This window comes from Brevundimonas sp. GW821-FHT12E07, from assembly GCF_058807035.1.
In genome coordinates, this window is the sequence record NZ_JBXAQH010000003.1 from 527083 (window position 1) to 540137 (window position 13055).

Consider the following 13055-nt stretch of genomic DNA (forward strand, 5'->3'; position numbering starts at 1 on the left):
ACTCCCCGCGTTCGCATGGAACGTCCGATCAAGGTATCCGAAGGCGCATTAACCCGGGGCTAACGGCCGGAACGCCGTTTCAGGATTTCCCGTGCGCCGAGGGCGACGGCGAGATTGAGCAGCAGGCCAAGCGCCGCGAGCCACACGAGGGCGGCCAGAAGCTCGGGGGTCCGAAGCCGGTTTCCCGCCTCCAGCAGGCGCCATGCAAGGCCTTGCGTCTGGCCGGTGCCGGAGACGAATTCGGCGACGACGGCGCCGATCACCGCGAAGCCCGAGGCGACGCGCAGACCCTCCAGCGCGAAGGGCAGGGCGGTCGGCAGGCGCAGCCGGGCCAGTCTCTGGAAGCGGTTCGCGCCATAGAGGTCGAACAGCCGCTCCAGATCCGGATCGGCGGACTGGAGCCCGGTCAGGACGCCGGAGAAGACCGGGAAGAAGGCAGCGGCGGCGGCAAGGGCGACGACCGCGAACTCGGCGTTGTCCAGACCGGCCCAGATGACCACCAGAGGGGCGATGGCGACGATGGGGGTAACCTGAAGGGCCACGGCCAGAGGGCGGACGGCGCGCTCGGCGATCGGACTGAGGGAGACGGCGACGGCGAGGCCGCCGCCGATGATCGAGGCGGCGATCAGAGCCTGAATCGCCATGCGGAAGGTCTGGAAGGCCGAGCCGGCCAGAACAGGCGCGCGCTCGACCAGGGCGACGGCGACGGCGCTGGGCGGCGGCAGGAAGTAGACGGGCACATGCAGCAGGCGGCAGGCGGCCTCCCACAGGCCCAGCAGGAGAGCGAGGAGAAGGAAGGGGGCGAGGCGGTTCGCGACGCGGGTCATCCGGCGGCCTCAAGCGCGGAGCGGGAGGCGACAGTCAGGGCGTCGGCGACGGCTTCAACCGTCTGTCGGTAGGCGGGTTCTGAACGCCAATGCGGTGGGCGAGAGATGGGACCCGGCGTCGGCATGGGCTCGCCAGGGCGGCCCGTGGCGGCGTCGAGGACGATGACGCGCTGGGCCAGATAAACGGCCTCCTCGACGTCATGGGTGACGAAGACGATGGCGGGCCGGGTCTCGGACCACAGGCGATGCAGGTCTTCGACCAGGCCGCGGCGGGTGATGGAGTCCAGGGCCGCGAAAGGCTCGTCGAGCAAGAGGAGGTCGGGGCGGGTGACCAGGGCGCGGGCGAGGGAGACGCGCATGGCCATGCCGCCTGACAGCTGGAACGGACGGGCGGTCAGGCGGTCGCCGAGGCCGACGGCGGAGAGAGCCTCGACGGCGCGGGCGCGGGCCTCAGGGCGGGGGACGTGGGTTAGCTCCAGCGGCAGGGCGACGTTGGCAAGGGCGTCCGCCCAAGGCATCAGGGTGGGGCTCTGGAAAACGAAGCCTGTGCCCCCGGGGGTGATCTGGCGGACGACGGCACCGGCTGCCGGTTTCTCCAGGTCGGCGAGCAATCGCAGGATGGTGGACTTGCCCGCGCCGGATGCGCCGACGAGGGCGACGATCTCACCGGTAGCGATGGTCAGATCGACGGGGCCGATAGGGGCTCGGTCCGCATAGGCGACCGTGACGCCGGAAAGGCTGGCCGCAAGTCCGTCAGCCACGGCCGGGCAGATAGCTGTCCGTGAAGGCGTTGCGCCAGTTCAGGTTCTGTGGATAGACGCCAGCGCCCGAGGTGGTGTCGAAGAAGGCCTGCCACCGCTCGTTGGTCATGGCGCCGAGACCGTAGAGGGCCGCATCGCCGCCCTCGACGATGGAGTTGGTGTTCAGGGCGTCGCGCGCCTGGGCCAGGACCTCGTCGGTCATGTCAGGATTGTCGCGCTTGATCAGGGCGTTGGCCTCTTTCGGGTCGCCGTTCATATAGTCGCGCCAGCCCTCGGCCGAGGCGGCGATGAAGCTGCGCAGGGCCGCGGCGTTGTCGCGCGCGAAGCCGTTCGGGGAAAGGACCATGGCGGCGTAGGAGGGGTAGCCCTCGTCGGCCAGCAGGAAGACCCTTGGTTTGAAGCCGCCGACCTTCTCGATCGTATAGGGTTCGGACGTCAGATAGCCCTGCTGCACGGCCCGCTCGTCGGCGAGGAAGGGCGCGGGGTTGAAGGTGTATTTGCGGACCTGATCATCGGTGAAGCCGTATTTGGCCTTCAGCCAGACCCAGAAGGCGGTGATCGAGGCGTCGGCGAGCAGGAACGGGCGGTCCTTGAGATCCGCGATGGTCTTCAAATCCGGATCGGGGTGGGCGATCAGGACCTGGGGATCTTTCTGGAAGAAGGCGGCGACGGCCTTCACCGGCGCATCCTCGGCGACAAGGTTGAAGGGAATGAAGGAGTTGGAGCCCATGCCCAGCTCGACGGCGCCCGAGGCCAGCAACTGGGGCACATTCACGCCCGGCCCGCCCTGGACGATCTGGACGTTCAGATTGCGCTTCGCATAGAGGCCGGTCGCGAGGGCCTGGTAGAAGCCGCCGTGCTCGGCCTGGGCGCGCCAGTCGGTGGCGAAGCGGATTCGGACCCGGCCCTGATCGTCGACCGGCGCCTCGGAGCGGAAGCAGGAGGCGAGACCCGTCATGGTCGTGGCCACAGCGGCCATCGCCCCGCCCGCGAGGACAAGGCGGCGGCTGGCGATGAGTGTGCGATTCTGGTCCCGCGACATGGGGCGCAAGCTAGAGTGCGGAGGCGGCGAAGGAAAGGCGAACGAAGGTAGGACGGATCCGCCGCTTCCGTCAGTCGGTATTGGGTTCCTGGCCGTCCGCCGGCATCCGGAAGATGACGCGGTCAGTGCAGCGAACGGCGGCGGCGAAGCCCGGCGTCGCGCGGCCCGAGGCGATGACCTGACGGGCGGCGTCGCCGAAGGCGGCGGCCGGTTGCGCCGAGAGGACGGTGACGCCACCGACCTGACCCCAACTGGCGATGTCGTAGCGCACGATGGCCCAGCCCTCGATACCTCGCCGGCGGAAGGCCTCGGGGTAGGTCAGTCTTCCGGGGGCGTAGCGGGCGCGAACCTCCGCCGGGCAATCCTGGAGCGGGTCGCCGGTCGGCTCCGGTTCGGGCGTATTGCCGAGGGGTTCGCCCGCCTGGCTGAAGACGGTGATGCAGCCTGTGCGGGGCTTTGAATCGACGAACAGACTGTCGCTGACGGCCCGCCGTCCTTCCGCATCGAAAGCGGGTTCGCCCGACGAGGTCACCGTCTCCACAGCGGCGGTGCGGCCGTCCGGGAGGATGTCCCAGCGCAGGACCGTCCAGACCCGCCCTCCGGCCGGGGGCGTGACCTTGCGCCGGTCCGGATAGATGGCGGCGAGCATGTCGGGGCGGTCGGCGCAGTTGTCGCCGGCACGTTGCAGCCGTGCGTTGATCGCCCCCCGCCAGCGCCGCTCCAGTGTCGAGGTCAGAAGCGGAGCGATCGCCGCCTCGGGCGCATAGGCGAGGGGGCTGAGGCGGCGCTTGATCGTCAGGCGACAGTCAGCGGCGGCGGCAGGAAAGCGCCATGCGGCGAGCGACGCCTGATCCTCGGTCAGCCGGGCGGTGTTGAGCATCGCCAGCTCGGAGCTGTTCGCCTGTGCGGCGTCCGGGCGGATGTCACGAGGACGGCCGTCCGAACCGATCGAAAACGCCAGAACGGCATCGGGCAGGACCTGTGGCTGAACCGGAGCGGCGATTTCGGCTGTCAGGGACTCCGAATAGACCGGGGCGATCGGTTGATCGCCGCAGGTGACCGCGCCGGTCTTCAGAATGACCATGAACGACCCGGGGCCGGTGGCGTCAGATGGCGGGACGACGAGGACCGGAGGAGTCTGCCCCGGGGCCGATGCGCCGAACGGGCTCACGGCGGCGACTATCATCAGGCCCGTAGCGATCCGCATCCGTATCTCCGCAACTTGTACGCGGAGGAGGCTGCTATCACGGCGGAGGGTTGTCTATCATCCTGATGTGAAAACCCGACGCCGGAATTGAGCGAGGGGACGAGCGCACCGGCGAACCGACACTCTCGTCCCCTCGCCAAGTCCGGGTTGGACTTGGCCAATGAGGTTCAGGGCCCTGGCTTCAGCATCCGCGAGGCAAGCCCCGGAGATGGTCCGCTGTATCCTGGCGGCTCCTGTTCGATGCCGGTCCGTCGAGGATTGCGTCCCCGCCGTCGTTCATCGATCCCGATCCGGTTCCCTTGCCGGGCCTTCCCGCCGAAGCGGTTCAGCCCTTCAGAGCCTGGATCCTGCCGTCCCGTCTCGCTTCGTCGCCCGAGGGCGCCAGTGGAAGACCGTCTGGTCAGAGAGCCGGACCGACCCGCTTGAGCCCCGGTTCTCACCGGATTTCCGCGCCGCCGTGTCCCTCGGCCTGTTGACGTTCGCGCCAAATCCGTTAGACGGCAAGCGTCCGAAATTCCCCGTCTGTGCAAAGGCTTAGCCGTAGCGGTGGACAAGGCTGTGTATATCTGTGGGCGGATAAAAATTCACCATAGATATCAGCGGTATGGATTTCCACAGAAACGGGGTCGAGCGCGGCGGTTTGGTCGATCCAGCGCCGCATGAAGGCCTGGGCGAGGCCTGCGGTCGGGGCGCCGAAGTGCTGGAAGCCGTGCGGAGCGGTCGGGACGTCGAGCAGATCGACGGGGGCATGACGACCCCAAGCCTCGGCCATCAGCAGACTGTCGTCGCGGAACGGGTCGAGCTCGCCGGTCACGAACAGGGCAGGCGGCAGGCCGGCGAGATCGGCGTGGAGCGGCGACAGCTCCGGAGCCCGCTGTCCGGTCTCATCGAGACCGGGTGTCAGGCGGCCGAGATCGCGCGGCAGGTTGGGGCCGTCGAACAACAGGGTCTCGGGGCTGGCGGCGCGAACGGACGGCGTTCCCGATAGATCGAACACCCCCTGAACGAAGATGCAGGGGGGAAGGCGGGTCTCGCCCTCGTCACGCAGCGTCAGGAGCGCGAGGGCGGCCAGGTGAGCGCCGGCGGATTCACCCATGAGGAAGACCCGGTCGACGCCGAAACGTTCGCGGCCCTCGGCGAGGGCCCAGCGGAGCGCCGCCACACAGTCGGCGACCGCATCTGGCATCCAGATCTGGCGCATATCGTCGAGCAGGCGGTAATCGATCGAGGCGACGGCGAGGCCGTCCTCGGCGAAGTGACCTGTCAGCCGGTCGTTGAGCGCGGCGCTGCCCACCACCCAGCCGCCGCCGTGGAAATCGATCAGGAGGGCGCGGGGCGGGTTCGAGGGGTGCAGCAAGCGGACGGCGACGGGATGAACGGCGTTCAGGGTAAGGGCGGAAACGCGCACGCCGCGACGCTTCAGGACCAGGGCGCCGACGCGACCGAGAGCCGGATCGGCGATGGGCATCAGGCGCTGGCCCAGCCGCAGTCGCCAACCGTCGGGCTTGAGGCGCGGGGCGACGGCCATTGTGGCGTTGACCCGGCGTGCGGCCTTCTCCTGGGCGAGGGTCAGCGACAGGGTATGAGCGGTCAGCGGCATGACCGGACTCTAGCCCATGCCGCCGCCGACGCCATGGCGGCGATCAGCCCGCCAGCGCCTCGCGCTTCTCCTCGAGGGCCAGCCATTCTTCTTCGGCGTCGGAAAGCTTCTGCTGGGCGGCTTCGAGGGCCTTCATGGTGGAGGCGAAGCCGGCGGGATCGCGGGAGTAAAAGTTCACGTCATCGAGCCGGGCCTGATGGCCCTTTATGGTCTCCGGCAGCTCGTGGATCAGGGCGTCCAGTTCCTTGAGGCGGTGAGTGTCCTTGAAGGACATCTTGCCCTTGGCGGCAGGGGCGGCCTTCGCCGGGGCCGGAGCAGGCGCCGGGGCAGGCGCGGCGGGTGACCCGCCACGGCCCTCGGCGATCTGCTTCAGGAAGTCCGGGTTCTGGCCGATGAAGTCGGTCCAGCCGCCGGGAGTTTCGACGATGTCGCCTCGGCCGTTCATGCCGATGGTGGAGGTGGCGAGGCGATCGACGAAGTCCCGGTCGTGGCTGACCAGGATCAGGGTGCCGTCATACTGCTCGAGCAGCTCCTCGAGCTTGTCGAGGGTGTCCATGTCGAGGTCGTTGGTCGGCTCATCGAGGACCAGCATATTGGCGGGCTTGGCCAGGGCGAGGGCCAGCAGCAGGCGGTTGCGCTCGCCGCCCGACAGGGTCGAGATCGGCTGGCGCAGCTGGGCCTCGGTGAACAGGAAGTCCTTGGCGTAGGCGGCGACGTGCTTGGAAATCCCGCGCACGATGATGCTGTCGCCGCCGCCCGGGGTCAGCGCGTCCCACAGGGTCATGTCGGACTTCAGGCCCTCGCGCGACTGGTCGAGGTAGACGGTCTCGAGGCTGGCGCCGAGTTTGACCGTGCCGGCGGTCGGCTCCAGCTCGCCGAGCATGATCTTGACCAGGGTGGTCTTGCCGGCGCCGTTCGGGCCGACGATGGCGAGGCGGTCGCCCCGGATGATGCGGCTGGTAAAGGGCTTGATGACCACACGGTCGCCGAAGGATTTGGTGACGCCCTTGAGGTCAGCGACCAGCTTGCCGGACGTGCTTCCGGAATCGACGCCGAGATACATCTCGCGCGGGCGGTCCCTGGCCTGTTCGGCGCGTTCGGCGCGCAGGGCTTCCAGAGACCGTGCGCGGCCTTCGTTGCGGCTGCGGCGGGCGGTGATGGAGCTGTAGAAGGTCGCGGTCTCGCGTTCGATGGTTTTCGTGAGCTTCTGGAAGGCGATGGCCTCTTCTTCCTGAACCTTGGTGGCCCATTCGTCGAAGGCGTCGAAACCCTTGTTCAGGGTGCGGACCTGACGGTTGTCGAGCCAGTGACAGGACTGGGTGACGCGGTTCAGGAAGGCGCGATCGTGGGAGACGATCAGGGCGGCGCAGCGGGCGGCGATGATTTCCTTTTCAAGGAGTTCGATCGCCAGGATGTCCATGTGGTTGGTCGGCTCGTCCAGCAGGAGCAGGTCGGGCTCCTCGGCGAAGGCCTTGGCCAGGGCGGCGCGGCGGATTTCGCCGCCGGACAGGCCCCTGGTCGACTTGTGCGGGTCCATACCGAAGGTTTCGAGCCAGGATTCCGCGGTCCAGTGCTCGGCCTCATTGGAGGTGGCGTAGTCCAGCAGGGTGTCGCCGGCGATCAGCGGCTCCTGCGGGACATAGGCGAATTTGACGGCGCCCTGGACCGAGCGGGTGCCCGAATCCGGCTCGATCAGGCCCATGACGACCTTCATCAGGGTCGACTTGCCGGCGCCGTTGCGGCCGACGAGGCAGGACCGGGTGCGCGGTTCGATGGCGAGGTTGACCCCGTCGAAGAGCGGCCGTTGACCGTCCTGCAGACGGACGTCGTTGAGCGAAACGAGAGGCGGGCGAGCGGCCATGGGTGCTTTCGGGAGCGGGGAAGGCTATGGGGAGGGCGTGGATGTAGAGCGTACCGACCCGGCAACCAAGCCCTTCTGGCAGACCAAGCGTCTGGAGCAGATGACCCGCGAGGAATGGGAGAGCCTCTGTGACGGGTGCGGACTGTGCTGCCTGATCCGCTTCGAGGACGAGGATTCCGGCGAGGTCTTCGCGACAAAGGTGCATTGCAAGCTGTTCGACAGCGAGAAATGCACCTGCACCGACTATCCGAACCGCAAGGAGCATGTGCCGGACTGCATCAAGCTTACGCCTTGGAACATCGAGGCGCTGCAGTGGATGCCGAAGTCCTGCGGCTATCGGCGGATCAACGAGGGGCGGGGGCTGGCGAACTGGCATCCGCTGGTCTCGGGCGATCCGGAGAGCGTGCACGAGGCCGGAGTGTCGGTACGGGGGCAGACGATCTCGGAACTGGATCTGGCCGATCCGGACGACGCCGTGGAGCTGGCCGCGCCCGAGTGGGACATCGAACGCGGCGTCTAGGCTCCGAAGGGGGCGCCCGATCCACTGAGCTCGCCTATTTGACGGCGCCAATCCCAAGGCGGGCCCGGGTTTGCGTTTTTCTCGCGCCGCTGAGCCCGCCTGAGGGCGCTGGTGCGCTATGTGATCGACCGGCCGATGCGGATCCGCGACGCATTGGAGCCGCTGCTGGCCGCCTTCGGTATGACGGCAGCGGAGCGCGACGGGAAGGTGGCCCTGGTCGGGGAGGAGGACGCGCCGGCGACCGTGCTGACCCTCGACGCCATGGCCCTCTCGGACGAGGGGACGGCGGTCACCCGCAAGCGGGAGACGGAGACGGCGCCCTCGGCCGCGCGGGTGCGGTTCGTCGACGAGGGGGCGGACTATCAGACGGGCTCGGTCACCGTCCGGAGCGACGAGGGCGGGGCCGGCGACGCTGTCGATCTGGTCTTGCCGGCGGTCTGCGGCGCCGGTCTGGCGGCCCGGATGGCGCGACAGGCCCTCAGCGCCGAGCAGGCGGAACGGTTGATCCTGGCGCTCGGTCCACTGGAGGCGCTGGGGCTGGAGACGGGCGATGTGGTCCAGCTGGAGGGGGAGGGAGGCGATTGGCGGGTCGAGAGCGTGACCCTGGACGAAAGCCCGACGATGACGCTGGGGCGGGCGCCAGCGGTCGGGGCGCAGGATTTGATCGAGTCCTGGCGAACCGCCGATGCGCCTGCGACCTTCGGAGCGCCGTTGTTCGCGATTCTGGACCTGCCGCCGTTGCCGGGAGGGGAGGGCGATCCGCGGCCGGTGGTGGCGGTCGCGGCCGATCCCTGGCGGCCGATGCGGGTGGTCGCGGGCGTTGGCCCTGACGGGTTAACGGCGCGTGGCGAGGCGGCCTCGCCGGCGCGAGTCGGGGTCCTGACCGGGGCCTTGGCTCCCGGCGTCGTCGGGCGATGGGACGAGACCCATGCGATCGTCGTCAGGGTCGAGGGCGCGGCGCCGGCCAGCCTGGGTGAGGCGCCGGTTCTGGGTGGGGCTAATGCGGTCGCGGTTCAGGCGGGAGACGGTTGGGAGATCGTTCAGTTCCGGTCCGCCGAACTGGTCGGGCAGGGGGTCTGGAAGCTGACGGGCCTCTTGCGGGCGCAGCAGGGAACCGACGCGGAGATGGCGGCCGGGTCGGAGGTCGGGGGCCTGGTGGTGTTTCTGGACGAGGCGATGAGCCGGGTTTCGCTGTCGTTGAGCGAGGTCGGGCTGCCGCTGATCTGGCGGGTCGGACCGGCGGGCGGCGTTCCCGGCGGCCCGGGTGTGTCGGAGCAGGCCATCACGATGCGAGGGCTCTTTCATCGGCCCTGGAGCCCCGCCCATCTGAGGGTGAGTCCTGGCGCGACCGGGTTCGACATCCGCTGGATTGCGCGGTCTCGATTGAATGGAGATGTCTGGGACCGGGACCTCGGCGCAGACCCGATGCGGTTCAGAGTCAGGGTGCGGGACGGCGGCGCCGTGATCCGGAGCTGGGAGACGACCGACGCCGCGGCGACCTATGAAACGAGCGCCGTCAGCGCGGACTTTCCGGGTGGTCCGGGGGCGGACGTTCGGATCGGGGTCGCCCAGGCGGGGGAGGTTTTCGGGTGGGGTGTTGAAGCGGTCGCAGCCCTTCCGGTCTGAAACCCATTGCTTTGGCGCGTCCATGCCTTAACTGACGGCTTTCCCTTTCGGGCGTGGCGCGTGGTGCGTCGGGCTGATTTCGGCGGAGCGGTGCAGACGTGGCGGGCGATCCCTACAAGGAACTTGGCGTTTCCAGGGGCGCGAGCGCGGATGAGATCAAGAAGGCCTTCCGCAAGCTGGCCAAGGAACTGCACCCCGACAAGAACCCGGGCGACAAGGCGGCCGAGGAGCGGTTCAAGCGGGTCACCGCCGCCTTCGACCTCTTGGGCGACGCCGAGAAGCGCGCCAAGTTCGATCAGGGGCAAATCGACGCGGACGGACGTGAGCAATACGCCGGCTTCGGCGGCGGGCGTGGCGGCGGCGCGGGCGCGGGCGGGTTCTCGGGCTTCGGCGGCTTTTCGGGCGCGGGCGGTCCCGGCGGGCGCGCCAGCTTTGACGACATCGATCTGGAAGAGCTGTTCGGGCGGTTTGGCGGCGGCGCGAGGGCCGGAGGAGGTCGGTCGCCGTTCAACGGCAAGGGCTCCGATGTGCGCGCGACGCTGGACATCAGCCTGGAAGACTCGATCACGGGGGCGACCCGGCGAATCCAGTTCTCGGACGGCCGAACGCTCGACGTCGCCATCCCCAAGGGCGCGGGCGATGGCCAGACGATCCGGCTGAAGGGGCAGGGAGCGCCCGGTCGTGGCGGCCCGGCGGGCGACGCCCTGATCGAACTGAAGATTTCGGCGCATCCGGTGTTCAAGGTCGACGGCGCCGATCTGACGATGGACCAGCCGGTGTCGCTGTACGACGCGGTTCTGGGCGGCAAGATCCCGGTCAGGACGCCGGAGGGCACGGTCAGCATGACCATTCCCAAGGGTTCGACCTCGGGCAAGGTGCTGCGCCTCAAGGGACGCGGGGCCTTCGCCAACGGCAAGCGCGGCGACCTGCTGGCCAAGTTGATGATCGCCCTGCCGGACGGGGAGGACGAAGCCCTGACCAAACTGGCCCAGAAGCGGCGTGACGAGGGCCCGATGCGGCCGTTCCGGGACTGACCATGACCAAGCCTGCCGCCAAGCCTGCCCGTCCCTGGTTCGGGTCGGGGCCGACTGCGAAACGTCCCGGCTATAGTCTGGGCGGCCTGCCGACGGGGCTGCTTGGGCGGGGCATCCGTGCGCCGGAGGTGGTTGAGCGGTTCGCCCATGGCTTGCGGCTGACCCGGGCCGTTCTGGAGGTCCCGGAAAGCCATGTGATGCTCTACACACCGGGTTCGGATACGGGCGCGGTCGAGGCGGCGTTATGGGGTATGCTGGGCGAGCGGCCGGTGCAGGTCGTCGCCTATGAGAATTTCGGCCTGACCTGGCTTGCGGATGTGAAGACGCATCTGGGGCTGGAGCCTGAGGCCCTGACGGCGCCCTGGGGTGAGCTGCCGGATCTGTCGAAGGTCAATTGGGCCAAGGATGTCGTCTTCCCCTGGAACGGCACGACCTCGGGCGTGCGCGTGCCCAACGGCGACTGGATCGCGGATGACCGCGAGGGGCTGGCGATCTGCGACGCGACCTCGGCCGCGTTCGCTATGCCGCTGCCGTGGGACAAGCTGGATGTCGTCACCTTCTCATTCCAGAAGGCGTTGGGCGGAGAGGCCGGAATCGGGGTGATGGTCCTGTCGCCGCGAGCCGTGGCGCGACTGGACGGCTTCAAACCCGACCGACCGATCCCCAAGGTGCTGCGGATCACCGACGGTAAGGGCTTTGACCGGTCGCTGGCCGACGGGGTGGCGATCAACACCTTCTCGATCCTGACCATTGAGGACTGGATCGACGCCCTGGAGTGGGCCGAGCGCGCGGGCGGACTGACGGAGCTGATCCGCCGGACCGACGCCAACTATGCGGCGCTTGAGGCTTGGGTCGAGAAGACCGACTGGATCGCCTTCCTGCCCGAGCGGCTGGAAATCCGTTCGACCACCTCGGTCTGCCTGAAGTTCACCGACGCGCGCGTCGCCGCCCTCGACGATGAGGCGCAGAAGGCTTTCGTGGTGCGCTTCAAGGCTCTGCTGGAAGGCGAGGCTGCGGTGTTCGACATGGAGCCGCACCGCAACGCCCCGCCCGGACTGCGCCTATGGTGCGGCTGTACGGTCGAGACGGCCGACGTGATCGCCGCCGCGCCGTGGCTGGAATGGGCGTTCGAGACCGCGGTCGGAGAGCTGTCCGTCAGATAAAACGTCCCGACCGGGACGACATTCGGCGATTCCCTCGCTATAGGCTGCGCCCGCCCATTACAGGCATTGGTGCGGAGAGACGGTTTTGGCGAATGTTGCGGTGGTCGGCGCCCAGTGGGGCGACGAGGGCAAGGGCAAGATCGTCGACTGGCTGTCGAACCGGGCAGACATGGTCGTGCGGTTCCAGGGCGGTCACAACGCCGGCCACACCCTGGTGGTGGACGGCAAGGTCTACAAGCTGGCGCTGCTGCCTTCGGGCGTGGTGCAGGGCAAGCCCTCGATCATCGGCAACGGCGTGGTGGTCGATCCCTGGCATCTGGTCGGTGAGATCGAGAAGATCGAGGCGCAAGGAATCTCGATTAATCCCGGCATTCTGACCATCGCGGACAACGCCTGCCTGATCCTGCCTATCCACCCGGCGCTGGACGTGGCGCGTGAGGCGGCGGCGAGCGCGCCGGGCGCCAAGATCGGCACCACCGGCCGGGGCATTGGCCCGGCCTATGAGGACAAGGTCGGCCGCCGGGCAATCCGCGTCTGCGACCTGGCCAACGAAGAAGACCTTAAGGTCAAGATCGACCGCCTGCGCTCGCACCATGATCCGCTGCGCGCCGGACTGGGTCTGGAGCCCATCGATCCGGAAGCGCTGCTGGCCCAGTTGCTGGAAATCGCGCCCAAGATCCTGCCCTACGCCCAGCCGGCCTGGCGTGTGCTGGATCAGGCCCAGCGCGCCGGCAAGCGCGTGCTGTTCGAGGGCGCCCAAGGCGCCTTCCTGGACGTCGATCACGGCACCTACCCCTATGTCACCAGTTCGAACACCGCCGCCGGCCAGGCCGCGGCCGGCTCCGGCATCGGGCCCAAGAGCGTCGGTTATGTGCTGGGGATCGTGAAGGCCTATACGACCCGGGTCGGCGAAGGCCCCTTTGCCTGCGAGCTGTTCGACGAGGTTGGTGAGCATCTGGCGACCGTGGGGCGCGAAGTCGGCGTCAACACGGGTCGGGCCCGGCGCTGCGGCTGGTTCGACGCCGTTCTGGTGCGCCAGTCGGTGGCCATCAACGGCATCGACGGTATCGCCCTGACCAAGCTGGACGTCCTGGACGGGCTGAAGACGCTGAAGATCTGCGTCGGCTACAAGATCGACGGGCAGGTTCTGGACTATCTGCCGTCCAGCCTGAAGGCGCAGGCCGCAGCGGAGCCGGTGTTCGAAGAGCTGGAAGGTTGGAGCGAAAGCACGGCCTCGGCCCGCAGCTTCAAGGACCTGAACGCCAATGCGATCAAATACGTGCGGCGGATCGAGGAACTGATCGGCGCCCCGGTGGCGATCCTGTCCACCAGCCCCGAACGGGACGACACCATCCTGGTGCGGGATCCCTTCCTCGGCTAAGGCGAAAAGGTTCGCGCGTTCAACGCGGCCTTA

At 68.4% G+C, this 13055-nt stretch carries 11 protein-coding genes; 5 read left to right on the forward strand and 6 right to left on the reverse strand.

What is annotated here, in order from left to right:
* Positions 1–59: 59 nt before the first annotated feature.
* The 6 genes from AC1ROD_RS14355 to AC1ROD_RS14380 form a co-directional block, all read right to left on the reverse strand.
* Positions 60–827: an ABC transporter permease gene (locus tag AC1ROD_RS14355; RefSeq protein WP_492948947.1), complete on the reverse strand. Its 768-nt coding sequence runs from the start codon at positions 825–827 to the stop codon at positions 60–62.
* The gene (locus tag AC1ROD_RS14360) at positions 824–1588 is read right to left on the reverse strand and encodes an ABC transporter ATP-binding protein (RefSeq protein ID WP_492948948.1); all 765 of its coding nucleotides are present in this window, start codon (positions 1586–1588) and stop codon (positions 824–826) included. The genes AC1ROD_RS14355 and AC1ROD_RS14360 overlap by 4 nt, the downstream gene beginning before the upstream one ends.
* Positions 1581–2630 (reverse strand): ABC transporter substrate-binding protein, encoded by a 1050-nt coding sequence (locus AC1ROD_RS14365; RefSeq protein WP_492948949.1) that lies wholly within the window; start codon positions 2628–2630, stop codon positions 1581–1583. The genes AC1ROD_RS14360 and AC1ROD_RS14365 overlap by 8 nt, the downstream gene beginning before the upstream one ends.
* 70 nt (positions 2631–2700) lie before the next feature.
* Positions 2701–3837, reverse strand: coding sequence for a TonB family protein (locus AC1ROD_RS14370; RefSeq protein WP_492948950.1), 1137 nt, complete (start codon positions 3835–3837; stop codon positions 2701–2703).
* 493 nt (positions 3838–4330) lie between these two features.
* On the reverse strand, positions 4331–5437 hold the full coding sequence (locus tag AC1ROD_RS14375) for an alpha/beta hydrolase (RefSeq protein WP_492948951.1): 1107 nt from the start codon (positions 5435–5437) through the stop codon (positions 4331–4333).
* A gap of 43 nt (positions 5438–5480) precedes the next feature.
* Positions 5481–7298 (reverse strand): ABC-F family ATP-binding cassette domain-containing protein, encoded by a 1818-nt coding sequence (locus tag AC1ROD_RS14380; RefSeq protein ID WP_492948952.1) that lies wholly within the window; start codon positions 7296–7298, stop codon positions 5481–5483.
* Here AC1ROD_RS14380 and AC1ROD_RS14385 point away from each other — a divergent pair.
* The 5 genes from AC1ROD_RS14385 to AC1ROD_RS14405 all read left to right on the forward strand — a co-directional run bounded on the left by AC1ROD_RS14385 (position 7297) and on the right by AC1ROD_RS14405 (position 13022).
* Positions 7297–7818, forward strand: coding sequence for a YcgN family cysteine cluster protein (locus AC1ROD_RS14385; protein WP_492948953.1), 522 nt, complete (start codon positions 7297–7299; stop codon positions 7816–7818). The two genes, AC1ROD_RS14380 and AC1ROD_RS14385, sit on opposite strands and share 2 nt — an antisense overlap.
* Before the next feature lie 111 nt (positions 7819–7929).
* Positions 7930–9444 carry a phage tail protein gene (locus AC1ROD_RS14390; protein ID WP_492948954.1) on the forward strand — a complete coding sequence of 505 codons (1515 nt, stop codon included), beginning with the start codon at positions 7930–7932 and terminating at the stop codon, positions 9442–9444.
* A 98-nt stretch (positions 9445–9542) separates the two neighbouring features.
* Positions 9543–10478 (forward strand): DnaJ C-terminal domain-containing protein, encoded by a 936-nt coding sequence (locus tag AC1ROD_RS14395; protein WP_492948955.1) that lies wholly within the window; start codon positions 9543–9545, stop codon positions 10476–10478.
* A 2-nt stretch (positions 10479–10480) separates the two neighbouring features.
* Complete coding sequence (locus AC1ROD_RS14400; RefSeq protein WP_492948956.1) at positions 10481–11641, forward strand: phosphoserine transaminase; 1161 nt, start codon at positions 10481–10483, stop codon at positions 11639–11641.
* Between the two features lie 85 nt (positions 11642–11726).
* Entirely contained in the window at positions 11727–13022 is a 1296-nt protein-coding gene (locus AC1ROD_RS14405) for an adenylosuccinate synthase (protein WP_492948957.1), read from the forward strand.
* Positions 13023–13055 lie beyond the last annotated feature (33 nt).